Raw genomic sequence first — 22,537 nt, 5'->3', positions numbered from 1 at the left:
TGTCACGGCCCGGTATCGAGCCGTGTCCCGTCAGTACCGGGTGATAAAAAGAACATCCGCCAGCCCCGCCGCAACGAGGAAAGCTGATGTCAACACCGCCCCCGCCCCAGCCGCCCAACCAGCCGCCGCAGGGCTTCGGGGCACCCAGCCCCTCGTACGGCTACCCGCCGCAGCAGCCCGCGCCGACGCCCCAGTCCCCGCCGCAGCCGCCGCAGGCAGCCCCGCAGCCGCCCGGCTACGGCTATCCGCAGACGCCGCCCGCACCGCCCGCCGGGGCTCCGCAGACGCCGCCGCCCCCGCAGGGCGCCCCGCAGGGCCCGCCCCCGGGCGGCTACGGCTACCCGGGCCCGGGCCAGCCGCCCGCCGGCCAGCCCGCGCAGGGGTACCCGCAGTACGGCGCGTACCCGCAGCAGCAGCCCGGCCCGTACGGTGCGCCCGGCCAGTACCCCGGCACGCCCGGTGGCAACGGCGGTGACGCCGCCAAGAAGAAGCGCATGGCGATCATCGCCGGCGCCGTGGCCGCGGTCCTCGTCCTCGCCGGCGGTGGCATCTGGTTCGCCACCCAGGGCGGTGGTGACCACGACGAGCCCAACGTCTCCAGCAACGGCCAGACCGGCGGCACCGGCAACAAGGGTGGCAAGGGCGGCAACGGCGGCGAGAAGCCCAAGACCGGCGACGGCAAACTGCTCTTCAACGTCGAGCAGGAAAAAGTCGACGACATGGTCAACATGAAGGGCATGTGGGCCACCGACCAGACGGTGGCCAAGACCGACGTCTACAAGATCGTCGGCTACGGCCTGTCCGGCGGCAAGAAGTGGGAGCTCCCGCTCGACGGCGCCGTCTGCTGGGCCAACCCGAAGGCCACGGAGGACGGCAAGGCCGTCGTCCTGGTCAGCGACGGCAAGCCCAGCTCGGAGAAGAAGTACGGCGGCCCCTGCACCCAGGTCATCGCCTTCGACGTCAACAAGGGCAGCAAGCTCTGGCAGAAGTCCGCCAAGTCCGGTGACCGCGACGTGAGCTTCTCCGAGGTCACCATCGGCGGCGGCACGGTCGCCGCGGGCGGCATCAGCGGCGGAGCCGCCTGGTCCCTGGCGGACGGCAAGGAGCTGTGGGCGCCCAAGTCCGACGGCGACGACTGCCGCGACGGCGGTTACGGCGGCGGCAAGAAGCTCGTCGCCGTGCGCCGCTGCGGTGACATCGAGCGCGGCATCGTCGAGATCCAGACGCTCGACCCCAAGTCCGGCAAGCCGGTCTCCAAGTACAAGCTGCCGCCCGGCCTCTCCTGGCCGCACATCGCCTCCACCGACCCGCTGGTCGTCGGCGTCAACGCGGGCGGCAACAAGGGCAACGGCGCGTCCGACTTCTTCGTGATCGACGACAGCGCCGCCGAGGGCAAGCTCCGCAGCAAGATCTCCACGGACAACGGCAAGTACGAGCCGCGCTGCCCGGCGACCGAGGTCGAGGGCTGCACCAAGCTGGTCATCACCAAGGACACGCTCTACATGCCGACCGAGGATCACTCCTCGGGCGACCCGAACCAGGTCGGCCGCGTCAACGAGATCGTCGCCTTCGACCTGTCCAGCGGCCAGACCAAGGGCAAGACGGACGGCACTCCCGGCTCCAGCCTGGTGCCCCTCGGCGTCGACGAGGACGGCTACCCGATCGCGTACCAGATCCCGACGTACAACGCGGGCGGCAAGGTCATGCGCATCGACCCCAAGACGTACAAGGGCGACGTGCTGCTGAAGAACGCCGACGAGACGTCCCGGCCGGAGCGGGAGCTGTCGCCCGACTTCCAGCAGGGTCTGTGGGCCCAGGGCCGGCTCTTCCTCGGTACGAACTACGCGCACCGCACCACGTCCGGTCTCGGCAAGCAGTACACCATGATGATCTTCGGTGAGAGCTGACGCGCCAAGCTGACGCTTCCGTTGACACCACATGATCACGGCGCCGCCGTGACGGCGGTTTCCGACCGCTTGGCGCCGTGATCAAGCACAATTCTCGTCGTATCCCTGCCCGTCGCGCTGCCGTGCCTGAACGATCCGTTTCAGTCTCGAAGTACACGCGATTGGCAGGGATTTCGGCATTCCGGGGGACTTCTCACCGGTAAGGGGCGCGCAACGTCGAACAAGCGTGTAGCTTCCGGGGTCGAGGGGTCGACAAGGAGACGTAGAGACGTACGCGGGGCGACAGGGGGCAAGCGCATGGGCGTGCGGCTCATGGTGGTCGATGATCACCGACTGCTGGCCGAGGCGCTCGCCTCGGCCCTGAAGCTGCGCGGGCACCGGGTCCTGGCCGCGGCCGCGCCGAGCGCGGGCGCCGCCGACCTGGTGGTGAGCCGCGCTCCTGAAGTGTGCCTGCTGGGCACCGCCACCCCGGCCGAGCCGGGTGTCTTCGATCCGATCGTCCGCATCAAGCGCGACCGGCCGCAGGTGGCCGTCGTGGTGCTCGGCCCCGTGCCGAGCCCGCTCGGCATCGCCGCGGCCTTCGCCGCCGGCGCCTCGGGCTACGTGCGGCACAACGAGCGGATCGAAGGCGTGGAGCGCGCCATGATGAAGGCCCGGGCGGGTGAGGCCGCGGTCGATCCCCAGCTCCTGCAAGGGGCGTTCACGGAGCTCCTCAACCCCGCCGCCCAGCCGGACGACGAGGGCGCGCGGCTCCTGCAGCTCCTCACACCGCGGGAGGTGGAGGTCCTCGTACGGGTCGCGGAGGGCGAGGACACGCGGCTGATCGCGGCAGGCATGGGCATAGCGCCGAGCACGGCCCGGACGCACGTGCAGCGGGTGCTGATGAAGCTGGGCGTGGGGTCGAGGCTGGAGGCGGCGGCCCTCGCCGCGCGCACGGGCCTGCTGGACCGCGCGGCCGCCGGCCCGGTCCCGCTGCCCCCGCAGAGGGGCCCTGCCTGATTCAGCCCGTCCGGCGTTTGAGGACGAGCGCGTTCAGCGCGATACGGGGGTCTGGGGGCTTGCCCCCAGTTACGGGAAGGGGCGGGGTGGGGAGAAGAAACCCGTGAGCCCCGTGAGGAAGACGGCAACCAAGCTCGCCGACGGTCGCGAGCTCATCTACTACGACCTCCGCGCCGACCCCATACGCGAGCCCCCCGACCCCCGCCCCCTTCCCCCCGCCGCAACCACCGTCACCGAAGTCCGCCACGACCAGATCCTCGGCGACGACGTCGTCATCGCCTCCCACCGCCAGACCCGCACCTTCCTCCCGCCCGCGGAAGCGTGCCCCCTGTGCCCCTCAAGTCCCGGGCGCCCCACGGAAATCCCCGCCACCGACTACGAAGTCGCCGTCTTCGAGAACCGCTTCCCGTCGCTCGCGGGCCCCGCAGGCCGGTGCGAAGTCGTCTGCTTCACCCCCGACCACCACGCCTCCTTCGCCGGTCTCACCGACGCCCGCGCGGCCCTCGTCCTCGCGGTCTGGACCGACCGCACCGCCGAGCTGGCCGCGCTCCCCGCCGTGCGGCAGGTGTTCTGCTTCGAGAACCGCGGCGAGGAGATCGGCGTCACCCTCGGCCACCCGCACGGCCAGATCTACGCGTACCCGTTCGTGACGCCGCGCACGGAGCGCATGCTCGCCTCCGCCGCCGCACACGCCGCCGCGCACGGGACCCGCACGGGCGGCGGCCGCAACCTCTTCGACGTCGTCGTGGCCGGCGAGCGCGAGGACGGCCGCCGCATCGTCCTCGCCACCGACCACTGGACGGCCTTCGTCCCGTACGCCGCCCGCTGGCCGTACGAGGTGCACCTGTACCCCCGCCGCCGCGTGCCCGACCTGCTCGCGCTCGACGACGCGGCGCGCACAGAGTTCCCACAGGTCTACCTGGAACTGTTGCGCCGGTTCGACCGGATTTTCGATGGGCGGGAAGGCGGGGACGGGCACAGCACGGCCGTGCCGCCCGCCGTGCCGCCCACCCCGTACGTCTCCGCCTGGCACCAGGCGCCGTTCCAGGACCCCCGCAGGAGTGAATTCGCGCTCCACCTCGAGCTCTTCACCGTCCGCCGGGCTCCCGGCAAGCTGAAGTTCCTCGCTGGTTCCGAATCCGGCATGAACGTGTTCATCAACGATGTGCCGCCCGAGGCTGCGGCGGAGCGACTGCGAGAGGTAGCGAGCGAATGAGCGAGAGCAGCAGGAAGTGCCTGGTCACGGGCGGCGCGGGCTACGTCGGCAGCGTCGTGGCGGCGCATCTGCTGGCCGCCGGGCACGCCGTGACCGTCCTCGACGACCTCTCGACCGGGCACCGGGCCGCCGTCCCGGAGGGCGCCGCCTTCGTCGAGGGCCGCGTGCAGGACGCGGGCCGGTGGCTCGACAGCTCCTACGACGCCGTGCTGCACTTCGCGGCGTTCTCGCAGGTCGGCCAGTCCGTGGCCGACCCCGAGCCGTACTGGCGCAACAACGTCGGCGGCACCGCGGACCTGCTCGCCGCCATGCGCGACGCGGGCGTGCGCACCCTGGTCTTCTCGTCCACCGCCGCCACCTACGGCGAACCGGCCGGCGTGCCCATCACCGAGGACGCCCCCACCGCCCCCACCAACCCCTACGGCGCCACCAAGCTCGCCGTGGACCACATGATCGGCGGCGAGTGCGCCGCCCACGGCCTGGCCGCCGTCTCCCTGCGCTACTTCAACGTGGCGGGCGCCTACGGGCCCTACGGCGAGCGGCACACCCCCGAGACGCACCTCATCCCGCTCGTCCTGCAGGTGGCCCGCGGCGAGCGCGAGGCCGTCGCGGTCTACGGCGACGACTACCCCACCCCGGACGGCACGTGCATCCGCGACTACATCCACGTCGCCGACCTCGCCGAGGCCCACCTGCGCGCCCTCTCCGCCGCCCGCGACGGCGAACACCTCATCTGCAACCTGGGCAACGGCAACGGCTTCTCCGTCCACGAGGTGATCGAGACCGTCCGCAAGGTCACCGGGCACCCCGTCCCGCAGGTCGCCGCCCCGCGCCGCGCGGGGGACCCGGCCGTCCTCGTGGCCTCGGCCGAGCGCGCCCGCGAGACCCTCGGCTGGACCCCGCGCCGCCCGGACCTGGCCGGAATCGTCGCCGACGCCTGGGAGTTCGCGCGCCGCGGGCCGGAGCAGTGAACACCGCGGCCGAGGGCTTCGAGCGCGCCTACGGGTACGCCCCCGGGGGCGTCTGGGCCGCGCCCGGACGGGTCAACCTCATCGGCGAGTACACCGACGTCAACGAGGGCCACGTCCTGCCGATCGCCCTCCCGCAGTGCACCCGGGTCGCCGCGGCGGCCCGTACGGACGGCGTGCTGCGGCTGCGCTCGCGCGAGGCGGCGGGCGCGGCCGAGCTGTCCCTCGCGGAGCTCGCCCCCGGCCGCGTGGAGGGCTGGGCCGCCTATCCGGCGGGCGTCGCCTGGGCGTTGCGCGAGGCGGGCCTTCCGGTGGGCGGCGCCGACGTGTACGTCGAGAGCGACGTGCCGGCGGGCGCGGGCCTGTCGTCCTCCGCCGCCCTGGAGGTCGCCACGGCCCTGGCGCTCACCGAGCTGCACGGCGCCGCCTGCGACCCCCTCGCCCTCGCCCGGCTCGCGCAGCGCGCCGAGAACGCCTTCGTGGGCGTCCCCTGCGGGCTCATGGACCAGGCGGCGTCCGCCTGCTGCACCGCCGGCCACGCCCTGCACCTGGACACCCGCGACCCGGCGCCGCGCCAGGTGCCCTTCGACCTGGCCGCGCACGGGCTGCGGCTGCTCGTCGTCGACACCCGCGTCCGGCACGCCCTGGCCGACGGTGCGTACGCGGCGCGGCGCGCGGGCTGCGAGGCGGGGGCCCGGGCGCTGGGCGTACGGGCGCTGCGGGACGTGCCGTACGGGGAGCTGGACGCGGCGCTGGACGGGCTCGCCGATGCGGGCGTGCGGCGGCTCGTGCGGCACGTGGTGACCGAGGGGGAGCGGGTCCGGCGGGTCGTGGAGCTCCTCGGCGCGGGCGAGCCGCGCGCGGCCGGGCCCCTGCTGACCGCCGGGCACGCCTCCCTGCGCGACGACTTCGCGGTCTCCTGCCCGGAGCTGGATCTGGCCGTCGCGGTCGCGAACGAAGCGGGCGCGCTCGGGGCGCGGATGACCGGCGCGGGATTCGGCGGCTCGGCGCTGGCGCTCGTGGAGGAGCCGGCCGCGGAGGCGGTCCGCGGGGCCGTCACGGCCGCCTTCGCGGCGGCCGGGCACCGTCCGCCGCGGGTCTTCGCAGCGGTGGCGGGCGGCGGTGCGCGGCGGGTGTACCGAGGTGGGGAGCGGACCGGAGCGACGGGAGCGCCGCGGACCCCTCCCTGATCGTGCAGTCGGGCATGGTCAACTTCGCGTCGTTCCATGTCGTTCACTGCCTCAATACTGAACAGAAAGCTCACCATAAACAGGCGGGTCGAGCAGTTTTGCCAATCGGCTTCCGTTGCGGGACCCCCGCCGTACGCTGATGCACAGCGTCGGTGGGGGCCGACGCTGATCAGGGGGCGAGACAGGCAGGTACGACGCCCGGGGCGGGGTGTAAGTCATCAGTGCGGCGGCGGCCGTGCGGCGTGTGGCGGCCCCGGACCGGGCGCCGTACCCGCACTGGCCGCCGCCCGGGATATGGGGGTGGCAGTGGCACGTATTCGGGTACTGGTGGTCGACGACCACCGCATCTTCGCCGAGTCGCTCGCCGCCGCCCTCGCGGCCGAGCAGGACGTGGAGGTCTCCGCGGCCGGCAGCGGGCCGGCGGCGCTGCGCGCGCTGGAGCGGGCGGCAGCGGAGGGGCGCCGCTTCGACGTGCTCCTCATCGACGCCGATCTCGGCACGGTCGTCCAGGACGGCGGCGTGTCCGGGCAGCTCAGGGGCCCGGCCCACGGCTCCGTGCACGAGGGCGGCGGGCCGGGGGAGGGCGCGGTCGACGGTATCTCCCTCGTGGCCGGAGTGCGCAGTGCGCACCCCGCGGTGCGCACGGTGGTGCTCGCCGAGCGCGACGACCCCAGAAGGGCCGCCGCGGCCCTGCAGGCGGGCGCCGGCGGCTGGGTGGCCAAGGACTGCTCGCTGTCGCGGCTGCTGGCCGTCATCCGCGGTGTCCTGCGCGACGAGACGCACCTGCCGCCCGCCCTGCTGACGGGCGTGCTGCGGGAGCTCACGGCCGCCCGCAAGCACCGCACCGAGAGCGAGCGGCTGGTGGAGTCCCTCACGCCGCGCGAGCGCGAAGTGCTGCGCTGCATGGTGGCCGGGCTCGGCCGCAAGGCCGTCGCCGAGCGGCTCTACCTCTCCCCGCACACCGTCCGCACCCACATGCAGAACGTCCTGGGCAAGCTCGGCGTGCACTCCACGCTCGCGGCGGTCGCGCTGGCGCGGCGCGCCGGGGTGGGGCCGGTGGACCTAACCGGGAGTGTTGTCGAACGGGGCGGTCAGCTGGCGTAGCAGATCGGCCAGCTCGCGGCGCTGGGTGCGGGACAGCTCGACGAGGATGGCGCGCTCCTGCTCCAGGAGCCCGGCCAGCGCCTCGTCGGCGCGGTCCCGGCCCTCGTCGGTGAGGCGCACGAGCACGCCGCGGCGGTCGCTCGGGTCGGGCTCGCGTTGGACGAGGCCCTTCTTCGTGAGCCGGTCGATCCGGTTGGTCATCGTGCCGGAGGTGACCAGCGTCTGGGTCAGCAACTGGCCGGGCGAGAGCTGGTACGGGGCCCCGGCGCGGCGCAGCGCCGTCAGCACGTCGAACTCCCAGGGCTCCAGCTCGTGCTCGGCGAAGGCCAGGCGGCGGGCCCGGTCGAGGTGTCGCGCGAGCCTGCTCACGCGACTGAGCACCTCGAGTGGCTCCACGTCGAGGTCAGGGCGCTCGCGGCGCCATGCTGAAACCAGCCGATCGACCTCGTCCTCCATGCTGATCAGTGTAGAGGGTCTGTCGACATGAAGTCTCTTGATGTTAAGTCTCTTGACGTCGAGATATTTGGAGCGTGATGCTGGAAGCATGACGACGACCGCTGCCACGCCTGCCTGGGACCCCGAGCAGTACCTGCGTCACTCCGGCCCCCGGTCCCGGCCCTTCCACGACCTCCTCGCCCGCGTCCCGCTCCGCGATCCCGCGCGGATCGTGGACCTCGGCTGCGGCCCGGGCAACGTCACGGCCCTGCTCGCCGAGCGGTGGCCCGGGGCCCGGATCACGGGGCTGGACAACTCGGAGGCGATGCTGCGGAAGGCGCGGGCCGGGGTGCCGGGTGTGGCCTTCGCCCACGCGGACCTGAGGCGGTGGGCGCCGGAGGAGATGTACGACCTGATCGTCTCCAGCGCGACGTTCCAGTGGGTGCGGGGGCATGCGGAGTCGTTCCCGCGGTGGGTGGAGGGGCTCGCCCCCGGCGGGGTCTTCGCCTTCACCGTGCCGGGGAACTTCGACGCCCCGAGCCACGTGCTCCTGCACGAGCTCTGCGAGAGCGAGGCGTGGCGGGGCCGGCTGGGCGGGCTGTACCGGCCCGGGTGCGTGCTGTCGCCCGCGGAGTATCTGGAACGGCTCGCCGGGCTGGGGCTGGCGGTGGACGCCTGGGAGACGACGTACGTCCACGTGCTGGAGGGCGAGGACGCGGTCCTGGACTGGACGAAGGGCACGACCCTGAGGCCGGTCCTGACGGCGCTGGCGGACGACGCGGAGGCGACGTCGCGCTTCCTCTCGGAATACGCCGCCCTCCTCCGCGAGGCGTACCCCCCGGGCCCGCACGGCACGCTCTTCCCCTTCCGGCGGATCTTCACCGTGGCCCACCACGGCTGACCTCCGGTCCGGTGCGTGACGGGACCACCTGAGCCCGTACGGCGCGTGCGCCGTGAAGGGGCTCGCCCCTTCATTCCCGCCGCGACGGCGATCAGCCACCGCGGCCGGATCCGGCGGTGCCGGGCCCACCTGAGCCTGTACGGCACCGCCGGTCTGCACCGTTGTGGTTGCGCGCCGTGGCGGCGGTTTCAAGGGTGCGTGTGCATCCTGAGCCTGCGCGGCGAGTGCGCTGTGAAGGGGGGCTCGCCCCTTCATTCCCGCCGCGACGGCGATCAGCCACGGTGGCGCTTTCCGGCGGTGCCGGGCCCACCTGAGCCTGTACGGCACCGCCGGTCTCCACCGTTGTGGTTGCGCGCCGTGGCGGCGGTTTCAAGGGTGCGTGTGCATCCTGAGCCTGCCTGAGCCTGCGCGGCGAGTGCGCTGTGAAGGGGGCTCGCCCCTTCATTTCCGCCGCGACGGCGATCAGCCACCGCGGCCGGATCCGGCGGTGCCGGGCCAACCTGGGCCCGTACGGCACCGCCGGGCTTCGCCGTTGTGGTGGCTCGCCGTCGCGGCGGATTCCAGGATGCGAGGCATCCTGGACCTGCGTGGGCCTGCATGCCGCCACCGTGGCGGGTTCAAGGGGGCTCGCCCCCTTGAACCCGGGGTGACGGGGGCGCCGCCCCCGTTCCGTGCTGTCAGGCGCGCCTGTGCCCAACAAGGCGCGGCTTCGGCTCCAAGCCGTCCAGGCCGTGCCACGCCAGATTCACCAGGTGCGCCGCCACCTCCGCCTTCTTCGGCTTGCGGACGTCCAGCCACCACTGGCCCGTGAGGGCGACCATGCCGACGAGGGCCTGGGCGTACAGGGGGGCCAGTTTCGCGTCGAAGCCGCGGGCCTTGAACTCCAGGCCGAGGATGTCCTCGACCTGGGTGGCGATGTCGCTGATCAGCGAGGCGAAGGTGCCGGTGGACTGGGCCACCGGCGAGTCGCGGACGAGGATGCGGAAGCCGTCCGTGTACGTCTCGATGTAGTCGAGGAGGGCGAACGCGGCCTGTTCCAGCAGCTCCCGCGGGTGGCCCGCGGTGAGCGCGCCCGTGACCATGTCCAGCAGCTGCCGCATCTCGCGGTCGACGACCACCGCGTACAGCCCCTCCTTGCCGCCGAAGTGCTCGTAGACGACGGGCTTGGAGACCCCGGCCTTGGCCGCGATCTCCTCGACGGACGTGCCCTCGAAGCCCCGCTCGGCGAAGAGTGTGCGACCGATGTCCAGCAGCTGCTCGCGGCGCTCCGCGCCGGTCATCCGCACCCGCCGGGTGCGCCGGGGCCCCGCAGCCTGGGCCCGGTCCTTGTTACTGGTGGTATTGCTGTCGATCGCCACGCTGTCAATCATGCCGCCTGAGCGGCACTCTCCTTTCGCCGGGATTCCAAGCGGTCCGCCTTCGGCCACCGCACGTCGTACGCCCAGCCTGCCTGCTCGAACCAGCGGATGAGGCGGGCGCTGGAGTCCAGCTGCCCCTTCAGCACGCCGTGCCGGGCGGAGGTCGGGTCCGCGTGGTGCAGGTTGTGCCAGGACTCACCACAGGAGAGGATCGCCAGCCACCACACGTTGCCCGAGCGGTCGCGGGATTTGAACGGCCGCTTGCCCACGGCGTGGCAGATGGAGTTGATGGACCACGTCACATGGTGCAGCAGAGCCACCCGTACCAGCGAACCCCAGAAGAACGCCGTCGCGGCACCCTGCCAGGACCAGGTGGCCAGGCCGCCGACGAGCGGCGGGATCAGCAGGGACACCGACGTCCACAGCACGAACTGGCGGGAGACCGCCCGGATGTCCGGATCCTTGATCAGATCGGGGGCGTACTTGTGCTGGGGGGTCTGCTCCTCGTCGAACATCCAGCCGACGTGGGCCCACCAGAGCCCCTTCATCAGGGCCGGCACCGTCTCGCCGTAGCGCCAGGGGGAGTGCGGGTCGCCCTCGGCGTCGGAGAACCGGTGGTGCCTGCGGTGATCGGCGACCCAGCGGACCAGCGGTCCCTCCACCGCCATCGACCCCATGATCGCCAGGGCGATCCGCAACGGCCGCTTGGCCTTGAAGGAGCCGTGCGTGAAATAGCGGTGGAAGCCGATGGTGATGCCGTGGCAGCCGATGTAGTACATGGCCACCATCAGGCCCAGGTCGAGCCAGCTCACGCCCCAGCCCCAGGCCAGCGGGATCGCCGCGACGAGGGCGAGGAACGGCACGGTGATGAACAGCAGCAGGGCGATCTGCTCGACGGAACGCTTGCTGTCGCCGCCGAGCGTGGCGGACTGGAGCGGGGCTCCCTGGGCCTTCGGCGCGTCTTCGATCACGTCGGGGCTTGCAGTCATGGGTTCCCTCATGGGGGTCGGGGCATGGCTACGGTTCCGTAACCTACGGCTTCGTAAGTATGGCAGGGCGGGAGCGCGGAGCAAGAGGGCTGTGGACAACCGCGCGTCGGAGGGCGACCTATGCTGGTGGGCGTCGGACAGCGCGGTCCGCAACCCCTCCAGACGTGCCGGAAACTCTGCAAGGAGCAGCACCTGTGAGCAGTGCCGACAACACCAACGCCGCCCTGCGCGCCGACATCCGCCGCCTCGGCGATCTCCTCGGCGAGACCCTGGTCCGTCAGGAGGGTGAAGAGCTCCTCGATCTGGTGGAGCGGGTCCGCGCCCTGACCCGCAGCGACGGGGAGGCCGCCGCCGAGCTGCTCGGCGCCACCGACCTGGAGACCGCGGCCAAGCTCGTCCGGGCCTTCTCGACCTACTTCCACCTGGCGAACGTCACCGAGCAGGTGCACCGCGGGCGCGAGCTGGCCGCCAAGCGGGCCGCCGAGGGCTCGATCCTCGCCCGCACCGCGGACCAGCTGAAGGAGGCCGACCCCGAGCACGTCCGGGAGACCGTCGAGCACCTCGGGGTGCGTCCCGTCTTCACCGCCCACCCCACCGAGGCCGCCCGCCGCAGCGTCCTCAACAAGCTCCGCCGCATCGCCGAGCTCCTCGACACCCTGGACTCCCGCTCCGCGGGCGCCACCGGCGACCGGCGCCGCACCGACCTGCGCCTGGCCGAGAACATCGACCTGCTCTGGCAGACCGACGAGCTGCGCGTGGCCCGCCCCGAGCCCACGGATGAGGCCCGCAACGCCATCTACTACCTGGACGAGCTGCACGCCAACGCCGTCGGCGACGTCCTGGAGGACCTGGCCGCCGAGCTGGACCGGGTGGGCGTCGCCCTGCCCGCCACCACCCGCCCGCTGACCTTCGGCACCTGGATCGGCGGCGACCGCGACGGCAACCCCAACGTCACCCCGCAGGTCACCTGGGACGTGCTGATCCTGCAGCACGAGCACGGCATCACCGACGCCCTGGAGCTCGTCGACCTCCTGCGCGGCGCCCTGTCGAACTCCATCCGCAACAGCGGCGCCACCGAGGAGCTCCTCGCCTCCCTCCAGCGCGACCTCGAACTGCTGCCGGAGATCAGCCCCCGCTACAAGCGCCTCAACGCCGAGGAGCCCTACCGCCTCAAGGCGACGTGCATCCGCCAGAAGCTCGTCAACACCCGCGAGCGCCTGGCCCGCAACACCCCGCACGAGGAGGGCCGCGACTACCTCGGCACCACCGAGCTCCTCGCCGACCTGCAGATCATCCAGGACTCCCTGCGCGCCCACCGCGGCCGCCTGATCGCCGACGGCCGCCTGGAGCGCGCCCTGCGCACCCTGGCCGCCTTCGGCCTGCACCTGGCCACCATGGACGTCCGCGAGCACGCCGACGCCCACCACCACGCCCTCGGCCAGCTCTTCGACCGCCTCGGCGAGGAGTCCTGGCGCTACGCGGACATGCCGCGCGACTACCGCCGCAAGCTCCTCGCCAAGGAGCTGCGCTCGCGCCGCCCGCTGGCCCCCAGCCCCGCGCCCCTCGACGCGGCCGGCGCAAAGACCCTCGGCGTCTTCGGCACGATCAGCGAGGCGCTGGAGAAGTTCGGCCCCGAGGTCGTCGAGTCGTACATCATCTCCATGTGCCAGGGCGCCGACGACGTCTTCGCCGCCGCCGTCCTCGCCCGCGAGGCCGGTCTGATCGACCTGCACGCCGGCTGGGCGAAGATCGGCATCGTGCCGCTCCTGGAGACCACGGACGAGCTCAAGGAAGCCGACCGCATCCTCGACGACATGCTCGCCGACCCCTCCTACCGGCGCCTGGTCGCCCTCCGCGGGGACGTCCAGGAGGTCATGCTCGGCTACTCCGACTCCTCCAAGTTCGGCGGCATCACCACTTCCCAGTGGGAGATCCACCGCGCCCAGCGCCGCCTGCGCGACGTCGCCCACCGCTACGGCGTCCGCCTGCGCCTCTTCCACGGCCGCGGCGGCACCGTCGGCCGCGGCGGCGGCCCCACCCACGACGCGATCCTCGCCCAGCCCTGGGGCACCCTGGAGGGCGAGATCAAGGTGACCGAGCAGGGCGAGGTCATCTCCGACAAGTACCTGCTGCCGGCCCTCGCCCGGGAGAACCTGGAGCTGACGGTCGCCGCGACCCTGCAGGCCTCCGCCCTGCACACCGCGCCCCGCCAGTCCGACGAGGCCCTCGCCCGCTGGGACGCGGCCATGGACACCGTCTCCGACGCCGCCCACGCCGCCTACCGCCGCCTCGTCGAGGACCCGGACCTGCCGGCGTACTTCTTCGCCTCCACCCCCGTCGACCAGCTCGCCGAGCTCCACCTCGGCTCGCGCCCCTCGCGCCGCCCCGACTCCGGCGCGGGCCTGGACGGCCTGCGGGCCATCCCGTGGGTCTTCGGCTGGACCCAGTCCCGGCAGATCGTGCCCGGCTGGTTCGGCGTCGGCTCCGGCCTCAAGGCCGCCCGCGAGGCCGGCCTGGACACCGTCCTGGACGAGATGCACGAGCACTGGCACTTCTTCCAGAACTTCCTGTCCAACGTCGAGATGACGCTCGCCAAGACCGACCTGCGCATCGCGCAGCACTACGTCGACACCCTCGTGCCCGACGAGCTCAAGCACGTCTTCGACGCCATCAAGGCCGAGCACGAGCTGACCGTCCAGGAGGTCCTGCGCATCACCGGCGAGGCCGAGCTGCTCGACGCGAGCCCCGTCCTGCGCCAGACCTTCCACATTCGCGACGCCTACCTGGACCCGATCTCCTACCTCCAGGTCACGCTGCTGCACCGCCAGCGCCAGGCCGCCGAGCGCGGAGAGCCCGCCGACCCGCTGCTGGCGCGTGCGCTCCTGCTCACCGTCAACGGCGTGGCCGCGGGTCTCCGCAACACCGGCTGACCGCGGACGGGAGAACAGCGGAGCGGGTCGCCCCTTCATGCCGGAAGGGGCGCCCCGCCGCCGTACGGGCCGGGTGTGCGGACGGGCGGCGGCTCAGCCGCGCACGCCCACGAAGAAGCCCGGCCCCTTCCCCTCGGACTCCACGTACTCCGCCTTCACCCCGGCCCGGGAGAAGGCCTCCTCGTACTGCTCGCGGGTGAACAGCGTGAGCATGTCGACCTCGCTGCGGTGCTCCACGCCGCGGGCGTCCGCCAGGACGTAGTGGAGCTCCATGCGCGTCATGCCGCCCTCCCGGGTGGAGTGCGAGACGCGGGTGATGGTGCGGCCGTCACGGGTGAGTGCGTGGCCGGCCACGTACCCGTCCAGGAACGTCTCCGGGAACCACCACGGCTCCACCAGGACGACACCGCCGGGCACCACCGCGGCCGCCAGCGTCGCGACGGCCCGGTCCAGGTCCGCGGCCGAGCGCATGTACGCGATCGAGCTGAACATGCAGACGGCGGCGTCGAAGCTGCGCTCCGGGCGGAACGAACGCATGTCGCCGGCGTGCAGCGGAACGCCCGGCAGGCGCCGCGCCGCCATCGCCAGCATCGGCTCCGCCAGGTCCACGCCCTCCACGTGCGCGAACAGCTCCGCGAACGCCTGCAGGTGGATGCCCGTGCCGCAGGCCACGTCCAGCAGGGCGGCGGCGTCCGGCCGGTGCGCCCGGATCAGCCGGGCCACCTGGCCGGCCTCCGACCGGTAGTCCTTCTTGTCCTCGTACAGCAGGTCGTACATCTCCGCAGCGCGGTCGTTCTCGTACATGAGTCTCCCCCCAGCTCCGTGACAACAACGACCACCCAGCCTGACGGGCCCGCCTAGGGGCCCACTCGACCCGTGCTCGCGTCAGCCGGCCGCGGCCGGCTCCGCGCCCTTCTCGCCGGCCCCGGCACCCTGCGTCTCCTCCTCCTTCTTCTTCTCCTTCAGGAGGAAGGCCACGAGGAGCGCCACGAGCATCACGCAGCCCGCCGTGATGTAGACCGTGTTCACGGCATCGGCCATGCCTTCCAGGACCGGGCGCGCCAGCCGCTCGTCGGCGTTCGCCAGCCAGGACGAGTCGTCGAGGTCGATGCCCCGGCCGCCGTGCTGCGCGGCCTCCAGCACCTGTGCGTTGGCCGGGTCGGCGACCACCTGCGGATCGCTCTGCGCCGCCCGGAAGCCGGCGTCCCCGGCCGCGGCGCGGAACGCGTCGGAGATCTTGTCGCCCACCACCGAGAACATGATCGACAGGAAGATCGCCACACCCGCCGTGCCACCGATCTCCCGGAAGAACATGTACGCGGCGCTGGCCACGCCCATCTCCTCCTTGCGCGCCCCGTTCTGCAGCGCGATCAGCGTCACCGGGAAGCAGATGCCGATGCCCAGGCCCATGACCGTCGTCATCACCACCAGCGCCCACACCGCCGTGTCCGGTCCGACGAAGCCGAACATGAACAGCGACGCCGTCACCAGGAACAGGCCCAGCAGCAGGAACGCCTTGAACCGCCCGCTGCGGTTGATCACCGGCCCGAGCGTACGGCTCGCGATGATCGTGCCCGCGGTCTGCGGCAGCAGCATCAGCGACGCGGCCGTCGGCGACATCCCCTTGACCATCTGCAGGTACAGCGGCAGGAAGATCAGCGACCCGAAGACGCCCAGGCCGACGATGATGTTCACCGAATTGATCACCGAGAAGGTCCGGGTGCGGAACAGCCGCACCGGGATGATCGCCGCATCGCCCATCGCCGATTCCACCCGTACGAACATCACCAGGCCGATCAGCCCCAGTGCGAACATCGCGAGCGACAGCGGCGTCCCCCAGCCCCACTCGCGGCCCTGCTCCGCCACCACCAGCAGCGGCACCAGGCACAGTGCGAGGGCGAACGCGCCCCAGTAGTCCACCTTCTGGACGGTGCGCACCCGCGGCATCGTGAACTTCGTCGCGACGACGATCAGTGCCAGCACGCCGATCGGCAGGTTCACCAGGAACACCCAGCGCCAGCCGGCGATGCCCGCTATCTCCCCCATGCCGGCGAAGAAGCCGCCCAGCAGCGGGCCCGTCACCCCGGCCAGGCCGAACACCAGCGAGAAGTAGCCCTGGTAGCGGCTGCGCCGCTCGGGCGTCATCATGTCGCCCATCATCGCGAACGCCATGGTCATCACGCCGCCCGCGCCGATGCCCTGGATCCCCCGGAAGGCCGCCAGCTGGTACATCGACTGCGCCATGCCGCACAGCAGCGACCCCGCCAGGAAGACGACGATCGACATCACGTAGATCCGCTTGCGCCCGTAGATGTCGGAGAACTTCCCCAGCAGCGGCGTCGTGATCGTCGACGTCACCAGATAGGTCGTGGTCGCCCACGCCTGGATCGTCTGGCCGTGCAGTTCGTCGGCGATCGTCCGCATCGCCGAGGCGATGATCATGAGGTCGAGCGCGCCCAGGAAGAGTCCCAGCATCAGCCCGACCAGCACGGTCATGATGGCTTTGTGCGTGAGGCCGTCCCCCTCCTCGCCCTGGGAGCTCGCGGCGGCCGGCTGCGCGGTATTCGTCATGGCCTCACACCTGTTGTGGTAGTTGGTCGTTGGCGGTGTTCGCTGGTCGTGCAGCGGTTTTTGCCTATGCTTGAACCTCAACTCGGCTTGAGGTCAAGAGCTGCCGGACGACGGATGGTCAGGCCTTCGCGGCCAGCTCCTCCAGCCGCCCGACGACCTCGGACGGCGCCGGCATCGCCAGCGCCTCCTCGCGCAGCCGCGCCGCGGCCCGCCGGTACGCCGGATCGCCGAGCACCTCGCCGATCGCGGCCGCGATGGTCTCCGCGCCGTCGTCCTCGGCGCGGATCAGCTTCGCCGCGCCCAGCTCCTCCAGCCGGGCCGGGTACTCCAGGCCGCCGATGTGGGTCAGCAGGATCTGCGGTACGCCGTGGGCCATGCCCGTGAGCGTCGTGCTGCCGCCCGCGTGATGCACCATCACGTCACAGGACGGCCCGGCCACGTCGAGCGGGATCCAGCCCGCGTGCGCCCCCGCCGGCAGCGGCCGCAGCTTGCCCGCCACCCCCTCCGGCGCTGCGATCAGCAGGTCGACGTCCAGTGGGGCGACCTCGCGCACCAGGCCCTGCAGGATGTCGAAGTCCTGCTCGGGCGTCACCCGGCTGCCCGCGCTCACCAGGACGCGCGGCCGGCCGTCGCGCCGGTGCATCCACGGCTCGACGGTCCGCTGGGAGGTGTACGGGACGTGGCGCACCGGCAGCGCCGGCGGGGCGTGCACGGGGCGCACGGACGGCGGGCAGGAGGAGAGCGTGAGGTCCGGGGCGGGCAGGGCGGTCAGGCCCGCCCGCTCCAGCTCGCCGCCGAGCTCGATCGTGGCCGCCAGGGTGACGACCAGGGGTTCGCCCATCTCGGTGCCGAAGCGGACGTAGGGCACGCGCGCGTACTGCGCGACGAGCGGCGCCGCGTACGCCAGCACCCCGCCCACCACCAGGTCCGGGCGCCAGCCGTCCACGAGCTCGCGGAGCCTGCCCAGGCAGTCCGCGGCGAAGCGGCCGAACATGCGGCCGATGGAGATCAGGGAATCCAGGCCCGTCCCGGAGACCGGTGCGGTGTTGCCCAGCGGGGGGATGCGGAAGTCGGCCACGGTTTTTGGCGTGACCGCGAAGGCGGGCAGCCCGGCGTCCAGGATCAGCGGGACGACGGGCTCGCAGCCGGTCATGAAGACCTCATGACCGGCGTTACGGGTCGCCTGCGCGAGCGGGACGAGGGGAAAGAGCGTGCCCGCTCCGTTGCCGCCCACAAACAGAATCTTCATGGCCCCGACTGTCGGGTGCGGGCGTCGAGTCGCGCTCGACGACGCCTCGACCGGGCCGGTGCGGGCGCCGTCCGTCAGCCCAGCCGGGCGAGGGCCGCGACGAATGCCTCCGGCGTGTCCGCGCTCAGGTCCGGCCGCGGCAGGGCGTACAGGCCCAGCCCCTCCAGCTGCGGCGTCAGCTCGGCGGCGGCCGCGAGGGCCACGGCCAGTGGCTCGCCCGGGGCGGCGGTGATCTGCACGTAGGGCACCTTCGCGTGCGCCGCCACCAGCGGGCCGGCGAAGGCCGAGGGCACTCCGGCCACCACGCCGGGCCGCCGGCGGTCCGCGAGGCCGGGCAGGCCCTCCAGGCACCACGCGGCGAACCGCCCCAGGCAGCGGCCGCGCAGCACCCGGCGCTCGTGCGGGTCCTGGGGTACGGGGAAGGGGTTGCCCCCGGTGTCCACGAACGCCTCGGCCGGCGTCCGCGCCGTCACCGCCGCCGTGGCGACCCCGGCCCCGGCGGCCGCCTCCGCCGCCCCGCCCAGGTCCGCGGCCCCGGCGAGGACGACTTCGTGCCCGGCCACGAGGGCGGCGCGCGCCGCGGCGATGAGCGGAAGAACCGCCTCCGGCGTGTCCCCGGCTACGAAAAGAATCCTCATGGCGGCCATTCTCACGAGCCGTCATGGAAGGCCGCTCGACGCGGCGTCGAGGCCGCGCCCGAGGCCGGGGTCAGGTGTTGTACGTGCTCTGCGCCCGCTCCAGGCCGTCCACGATCAGCGCCTCCACGGCGTCCGCGGCCCGGTCCACCTGGTAGTCGAGCTCCTTGCGCTCGGTGGACGAGAAGTCCTTGAGCACGAAGTCCGCCACCTGCATCCGGCCGGGCGGCCGGCCGATGCCGAAGCGCACCCGGCAGTAGTCCGGGCCCAGGGCCTTGGTGATCGACTTCAGGCCGTTGTGGCCGTTGTCGCCGCCGCCGAGCTTCAGCCGCAGCGTCCCGTAGTCGATGTCCAGCTCGTCGTGGACGGCGATCACCCGGTCGGCGGGCACCTTGTAGAAGTCGCGCAGCGCGGCCGTCGGCCCGCCGGACAGATTCATGAACGACATGGGCTTCGCGACCACGACCCGGCGGCTGGAGGGACCGGGCGCGCCGAGCCGGCCCTCGACCACCTGCGCCCGCGCCTTGTGCGCCTTGAACTTCGCACCCATGCGCTCCGCGAGCAGGTCCGCGACCATGAACCCCACGTTGTGGCGGTTGCCCGCGTACTCCGGCCCGGGGTTGCCCAGGCCCACGATCAGCCAGGGGCTGGAGTCGTCCGTCATCTGCATGTCTCCTTCATAGCCAACCGCTCAAAGCCGACCGCCGCCCCACTCCGGTGGAGCGGGACGGCGGTCGAAAGAAAAGCCGGGAGGGGCGAGGATCAGGCCTCGGCGCCCTCGGCCGCCGGGGCCTCGGTCGAACCGGCGACGACGTGCAGGACGACGGCGTCGGCGTCGACGGCCAGGGCGACACCGGCCGGCAGGACGACGTCCTTGGCCAGGACGGAGGCGCCGGCCTCGAGGCCCGCGATGGAGACGGTGATGGCCTCGGGGATGTGGGTGGCCTCGGCCTCGACCGGCAGGGCGGTCAGGGTGTGCTCGAGCAGGTTGCCGCCCGGGGCCAGGTCGCCCTCGGTCTGGACCGGGACCTCGACGGTGACGGTCTCGCCGCGCTTGACGACCAGCAGGTCGACGTGCTCGAGGAAGCCCTTGAGGGCGTCACGCTGGACGGCCTTGGGGATGACGAGCTCGTCGCGGCCCTCGATGTCCAGGGAGAGCAGGACGTTCGGGGTCTTCAGAGCCATCATCAGGTCGTGGCCCGGCAGGGTGACGTGGACCGGCTCGCCACCGTGGCCGTAGACGACGGCGGGAACCTGGTTGGCACGGCGGATGCGGCGGGCGGCGCCCTTGCCGAACTCGGCACGGACCTGGGCGGGGATCTTGATCTCAGCCATGGTGCACTCCTCGGAGGTGTGGATCGATGGGCCGTTACCCGGCCACATACGGACCTGCTACGAAGAGCGCGTCGATAACGGACCGCCGCACATGAGTGCGGCCTCCCTCGCCGAGCAACTCGTGGAGTGTACCCGGCGGGGGAGGCCGCTCAGAAATCGATCAGGGCCGTGCGGTCACAGGCCGATCGTTTTTGCAGCCGGCAGGTCAGGGCTGCCGGAGGCTCACTGCTCCTCGAAGAGGCTCGTGACCGAGCCGTCCTCGAAGACCTCGCGCACGGCGCGCGCGATCGTCGGGGCGATCGACAGCACCGTGATCTTGTCGAGCTCCAGCTCACCCGGGGTCGGCAGGGTGTTGGTGAAGACGAACTCGCTCACCTTGGAGTTCTTCAGGCGGTCCGCGGCGGGGCCGGAGAGCACACCGTGCGTGGCCGTCACGATGACGTCCTCGGCACCGTTGGCGAACAGGGCGTCCGCGGCGGCGCAGATCGTGCCACCGGTGTCGATCATGTCGTCGACCAGGACGCAGACGCGGCCCTTCACGTCACCGACGACCTCGTGCACCGTCACCTGGTTGGCGACATCCTTGTCACGGCGCTTGTGGACGATGGCGAGCGGGGCGCCGAGGCGGTCGCACCAGCGGTCGGCGACGCGCACGCGGCCGGCGTCCGGGGAGACGACCGTCAGCTTCTCGCGGTCGACCTTGGCGCCCACGTAGTCGGCGAGGATCGGCAGCGCGAACAGGTGGTCGACCGGGCCGTCGAAGAAGCCCTGGATCTGGTCCGTGTGCAGGTCGACCGTGAGGATCCGGTCCGCGCCCGCCGTCTTGAACAGATCGGCGATCAGACGGGCCGAGATCGGCTCGCGGCCGCGGTGCTTCTTGTCCTGGCGGGCGTAGCCGTAGAACGGCACGACCACGGTGATGGAGCGGGCCGACGCGCGCTTCAGCGCGTCGATCATGATCAGCTGCTCCATGACCCACTTGTTGATGGGAGCCGTGTGGCTCTGCATCAGGAAGCAGTCCGCGCCACGCGCCGACTCCTGGAAGCGGACGTAGATCTCGCCGTTGGCGAAGTCGAATGCCTTGGTCGGGACCAGGCCGACGCCCAGCTGGTGCGCGACCTCCTCGGCAAGCTCGGGGTGGGCGCGGCCGGAGAAGAGCATCAGCTTCTTCTCGCCGGTCGTCTTGATCCCGGTCACAGCACAGTCTCCTTGGATGTCGCTTTGTGTGCGCTTATCACGGTACGCCCCGCACGGCGCACCCGTGTCACGGTCACTGCTCGCCGTCGGTCTCCCGGCGAGCGGCGGAAGCGGCCTGTGCGGCTGCGCTTCCCGGGCGCTTACGTGCCACCCAGCCCTCGATATTCCGCTGCTGTCCACGTGCGACGGCCAGCGAACCCGGGGGCACATCCTTGGTGATGACCGAGCCGGCGGCGGTGTACGCGCCGTCCCCGATCGTGACCGGAGCCACAAACATGTTGTCCGATCCGGTACGGCAGTGCGAGCCGATCGTCGTGTGGTGCTTGTTCACACCGTCGTAGTTCACGAAGACGCTCGCCGCGCCGATGTTGGAGTACTCGCCGATCGTCGCGTCACCGACGTACGACAGGTGCGGCACCTTGGTGCCCTCGCCGATCTCGGCGTTCTTCATCTCGACGTACGCGCCGGCCTTCGACTTCGGGCCGAGCTTCGTCCCCGGGCGCAGGTAGGCGAACGGGCCGACGGTCGCGCCCTCGCCGATCAGCGCCGAGTCCGCGACGGTGTTGTCGACGCGGGCGCCTGCGCCCACGGCGGTGTCCGCCAGGCGCGTGTTCGGCCCGACCTCGCTGCCGGTGGCCAGGCTGGTGGCGCCGGTCAGCTGGGTGCCGGGGTGGACGAGCACGTCGGGCTCGAAGGTGACGGTGACGTCGATCCAGGTCGACGCCGGGTCCACGACCGTCACGCCGCTCATCATCGCCGCGTGCAGCAGCCGCTCGTTGAGCAGTCTGCGGGCCTCGGCGAGCTGGACGCGGTTGTTGATCCCCAGGATCTCCCGGTGATCGCCGGCGACCGCGGCGCCGACGCGGTGCCCGGCCTCGCGCAGGATGCCCAGGACGTCGGTCAGGTACTCCTCGCCCTGGCTGTTGTCCGTGCGCACCTTGCCGAGCGCGTCCGTCAGCAGCTGGGCGTCGAACGCGAACACCCCGGAGTTGATCTCCCGGATCGCGCGCTGCCCCTCCGTGGCGTCCTTGTGCTCGACGATCGCGGTCACGGCGCCGCTGTCGTCACGGACGATCCGCCCGTAGCCCGTCGCGTCGGGGACCTCGGCGGACAGCACGGTGACGGCGTTGCCGTCGGCGGCGTGGGTGTCGCTGAGGGTCTTGAGCGTGGCGCCGGTCAGCAGCGGGGTGTCGCCGCAGACGACGACCACGGTCCCGTCGAGGACGATCCCGCTGTTCGACAGCTCCTCGAGGCCCATGCGCACGGCGTGGCCGGTGCCGTTCTGCTCGTACTGGACGGCGGTGCGGACCTCGGGGTCGATCTGTGCGAGGTGCGCGGAGACCTGCTCGCGTGCGTGCCCGACGATCACGACGAGGTGCTCGGGGTCCAGCTCGCGGGAGGCTGCGACGACGTGGCCGACGAGGGAACGTCCGCAGATGGCGTGCAGGACCTTGGGGGTCGCCGACTTCATGCGGGTGCCCTCACCCGCTGCGAGAACGACGACGGCTGCCGGGCGGTTGGCGCTCACGGGTGTGCCCTTCGGCTTCGGGTGG

At 72.1% G+C, this 22,537-nt stretch carries 19 protein-coding genes; 8 read left to right on the top strand and 11 right to left on the bottom strand.

Translation table 11 applies throughout. The annotated features are described in order from the left end of the window. Positions 1-86: 86 nt before the first annotated feature. From ACFPP6_RS26230 to ACFPP6_RS26205, 6 genes are all read left to right on the top strand, one after another. Positions 87-1,907 carry an outer membrane protein assembly factor BamB family protein gene (locus ACFPP6_RS26230; protein ID WP_382047049.1) on the top strand — a complete coding sequence of 607 codons (1,821 nt, stop codon included), beginning with the start codon at positions 87-89 and terminating at the stop codon, positions 1,905-1,907. A 297-nt stretch (positions 1,908-2,204) separates the two neighbouring features. Beyond that, positions 2,205-2,906: a response regulator transcription factor gene (locus tag ACFPP6_RS26225; RefSeq protein ID WP_382047047.1), complete on the top strand. Its 702-nt coding sequence runs from the start codon at positions 2,205-2,207 to the stop codon at positions 2,904-2,906. Between the two features lie 112 nt (positions 2,907-3,018). Continuing rightward, positions 3,019-4,122 carry a galactose-1-phosphate uridylyltransferase gene (galT, locus tag ACFPP6_RS26220; protein ID WP_382047044.1) on the top strand — a complete coding sequence of 368 codons (1,104 nt, stop codon included), beginning with the start codon at positions 3,019-3,021 and terminating at the stop codon, positions 4,120-4,122. Then, the gene (gene galE / locus ACFPP6_RS26215) at positions 4,119-5,093 is read left to right on the top strand and encodes a UDP-glucose 4-epimerase GalE (protein ID WP_382047042.1); all 975 of its coding nucleotides are present in this window, start codon (positions 4,119-4,121) and stop codon (positions 5,091-5,093) included. The genes galT and galE overlap by 4 nt, the downstream gene beginning before the upstream one ends. Continuing rightward, positions 5,090-6,280 (top strand): galactokinase, encoded by a 1,191-nt coding sequence (gene galK, locus ACFPP6_RS26210; protein WP_382047039.1) that lies wholly within the window; start codon positions 5,090-5,092, stop codon positions 6,278-6,280. Before galE ends, galK begins: the two co-directional genes overlap by 4 nt. A gap of 306 nt (positions 6,281-6,586) precedes the next feature. After that, positions 6,587-7,384, top strand: a complete 798-nt coding sequence (locus tag ACFPP6_RS26205) for a response regulator transcription factor (RefSeq protein ID WP_382047036.1) — start codon at positions 6,587-6,589, stop codon at positions 7,382-7,384. Here the strand turns inward: ACFPP6_RS26205 and ACFPP6_RS26200 are convergent. Then, on the bottom strand, positions 7,343-7,840 hold the full coding sequence (locus ACFPP6_RS26200; protein WP_336012083.1) for a MarR family winged helix-turn-helix transcriptional regulator: 498 nt from the start codon (positions 7,838-7,840) through the stop codon (positions 7,343-7,345). The two genes, ACFPP6_RS26205 and ACFPP6_RS26200, sit on opposite strands and share 42 nt — an antisense overlap. An 88-nt stretch (positions 7,841-7,928) precedes the next feature. Here ACFPP6_RS26200 and ACFPP6_RS26195 point away from each other — a divergent pair, with 88 nt between their 5' ends. Continuing rightward, on the top strand, positions 7,929-8,720 hold the full coding sequence (locus ACFPP6_RS26195; RefSeq protein ID WP_382047032.1) for a trans-aconitate 2-methyltransferase: 792 nt from the start codon (positions 7,929-7,931) through the stop codon (positions 8,718-8,720). Between the two features lie 677 nt (positions 8,721-9,397). Here the strand turns inward: ACFPP6_RS26195 and ACFPP6_RS26190 are convergent. Both ACFPP6_RS26190 and ACFPP6_RS26185 read right to left on the bottom strand, forming a co-directional pair. Continuing rightward, positions 9,398-10,090 carry a TetR/AcrR family transcriptional regulator gene (locus tag ACFPP6_RS26190; RefSeq protein ID WP_168093821.1) on the bottom strand — a complete coding sequence of 231 codons (693 nt, stop codon included), beginning with the start codon at positions 10,088-10,090 and terminating at the stop codon, positions 9,398-9,400. Further along, complete coding sequence (locus ACFPP6_RS26185; protein WP_382047030.1) at positions 10,087-11,067, bottom strand: acyl-CoA desaturase; 981 nt, start codon at positions 11,065-11,067, stop codon at positions 10,087-10,089. The genes ACFPP6_RS26190 and ACFPP6_RS26185 overlap by 4 nt, the downstream gene beginning before the upstream one ends. Before the next feature lie 194 nt (positions 11,068-11,261). On the opposite strand from ACFPP6_RS26185, the gene ppc reads away from it, so the two are divergent. Continuing rightward, positions 11,262-13,997, top strand: a complete 2,736-nt coding sequence (ppc, locus tag ACFPP6_RS26180) for a phosphoenolpyruvate carboxylase (protein WP_382047027.1) — start codon at positions 11,262-11,264, stop codon at positions 13,995-13,997. Positions 13,998-14,090: 93 nt separating this feature from the next. On the opposite strand, the gene ACFPP6_RS26175 is transcribed toward ppc, so the two are convergent. The 8 genes from ACFPP6_RS26175 to glmU all read right to left on the bottom strand — a co-directional run bounded on the left by ACFPP6_RS26175 (position 14,091) and on the right by glmU (position 22,512). Continuing rightward, positions 14,091-14,801 (bottom strand): class I SAM-dependent DNA methyltransferase, encoded by a 711-nt coding sequence (locus tag ACFPP6_RS26175; protein WP_382047024.1) that lies wholly within the window; start codon positions 14,799-14,801, stop codon positions 14,091-14,093. Positions 14,802-14,882: 81 nt separating this feature from the next. Continuing rightward, positions 14,883-16,568 (bottom strand): MDR family MFS transporter, encoded by a 1,686-nt coding sequence (locus tag ACFPP6_RS26170; RefSeq protein WP_382047021.1) that lies wholly within the window; start codon positions 16,566-16,568, stop codon positions 14,883-14,885. Positions 16,569-16,686: 118 nt separating this feature from the next. Next, positions 16,687-17,817 carry a glycosyltransferase gene (locus ACFPP6_RS26165; protein WP_382047018.1) on the bottom strand — a complete coding sequence of 377 codons (1,131 nt, stop codon included), beginning with the start codon at positions 17,815-17,817 and terminating at the stop codon, positions 16,687-16,689. A 74-nt stretch (positions 17,818-17,891) separates the two neighbouring features. Beyond that, complete coding sequence (locus ACFPP6_RS26160; protein WP_382047015.1) at positions 17,892-18,455, bottom strand: hypothetical protein; 564 nt, start codon at positions 18,453-18,455, stop codon at positions 17,892-17,894. A gap of 70 nt (positions 18,456-18,525) precedes the next feature. Continuing rightward, complete coding sequence (gene pth / locus ACFPP6_RS26155; RefSeq protein WP_382047012.1) at positions 18,526-19,116, bottom strand: aminoacyl-tRNA hydrolase; 591 nt, start codon at positions 19,114-19,116, stop codon at positions 18,526-18,528. A gap of 98 nt (positions 19,117-19,214) precedes the next feature. Beyond that, on the bottom strand, positions 19,215-19,787 hold the full coding sequence (locus ACFPP6_RS26150; RefSeq protein ID WP_382047009.1) for a 50S ribosomal protein L25/general stress protein Ctc: 573 nt from the start codon (positions 19,785-19,787) through the stop codon (positions 19,215-19,217). Positions 19,788-20,009: 222 nt separating this feature from the next. After that, on the bottom strand, positions 20,010-20,984 hold the full coding sequence (locus ACFPP6_RS26145; protein ID WP_058046637.1) for a ribose-phosphate diphosphokinase: 975 nt from the start codon (positions 20,982-20,984) through the stop codon (positions 20,010-20,012). A gap of 73 nt (positions 20,985-21,057) precedes the next feature. Then, complete coding sequence (glmU, locus tag ACFPP6_RS26140; RefSeq protein ID WP_382047006.1) at positions 21,058-22,512, bottom strand: bifunctional UDP-N-acetylglucosamine diphosphorylase/glucosamine-1-phosphate N-acetyltransferase GlmU; 1,455 nt, start codon at positions 22,510-22,512, stop codon at positions 21,058-21,060. Positions 22,513-22,537: the final 25 nt, after the last annotated feature.

This window comes from Streptomyces aureoversilis (assembly GCF_042657885.1).
GTDB classification, from domain to species: domain Bacteria; phylum Actinomycetota; class Actinomycetes; order Streptomycetales; family Streptomycetaceae; genus Streptomyces; species Streptomyces aureoversilis.
This window is presented reverse-complemented; position numbering and strand designations above follow the sequence as displayed.

Excerpts from the sequence above, each read along its gene's own strand:
- ACFPP6_RS26150 (WP_382047009.1), bottom strand. The coding sequence starts at position 19,787 with ATGGCTGAGATCAAGATCCCCGCCCAGGTCCGTGCCGAGTTCGGCAAG.
- ACFPP6_RS26190 (WP_168093821.1), bottom strand. The coding sequence starts at position 10,090 with ATGATTGACAGCGTGGCGATCGACAGCAATACCACCAGTAACAAGGAC.
- ACFPP6_RS26230 (WP_382047049.1), top strand. The coding sequence starts at position 87 with ATGTCAACACCGCCCCCGCCCCAGCCGCCCAACCAGCCGCCGCAGGGC.
- pth (WP_382047012.1), bottom strand. The coding sequence starts at position 19,116 with ATGACGGACGACTCCAGCCCCTGGCTGATCGTGGGCCTGGGCAACCCC.
- ACFPP6_RS26165 (WP_382047018.1), bottom strand. The coding sequence starts at position 17,817 with ATGAAGATTCTGTTTGTGGGCGGCAACGGAGCGGGCACGCTCTTTCCC.
- ACFPP6_RS26185 (WP_382047030.1), bottom strand. The coding sequence starts at position 11,067 with ATGACTGCAAGCCCCGACGTGATCGAAGACGCGCCGAAGGCCCAGGGA.
- ACFPP6_RS26170 (WP_382047021.1), bottom strand. The coding sequence starts at position 16,568 with ATGACGAATACCGCGCAGCCGGCCGCCGCGAGCTCCCAGGGCGAGGAG.
- galE (WP_382047042.1), top strand. The coding sequence starts at position 4,119 with ATGAGCGAGAGCAGCAGGAAGTGCCTGGTCACGGGCGGCGCGGGCTAC.
- ACFPP6_RS26195 (WP_382047032.1), top strand. The coding sequence starts at position 7,929 with ATGACGACGACCGCTGCCACGCCTGCCTGGGACCCCGAGCAGTACCTG.
- ACFPP6_RS26225 (WP_382047047.1), top strand. The coding sequence starts at position 2,205 with ATGGGCGTGCGGCTCATGGTGGTCGATGATCACCGACTGCTGGCCGAG.
- ACFPP6_RS26175 (WP_382047024.1), bottom strand. The coding sequence starts at position 14,801 with ATGTACGAGAACGACCGCGCTGCGGAGATGTACGACCTGCTGTACGAG.
- ACFPP6_RS26160 (WP_382047015.1), bottom strand. The coding sequence starts at position 18,455 with ATGAGGATTCTTTTCGTAGCCGGGGACACGCCGGAGGCGGTTCTTCCG.
- ACFPP6_RS26200 (WP_336012083.1), bottom strand. The coding sequence starts at position 7,840 with ATGGAGGACGAGGTCGATCGGCTGGTTTCAGCATGGCGCCGCGAGCGC.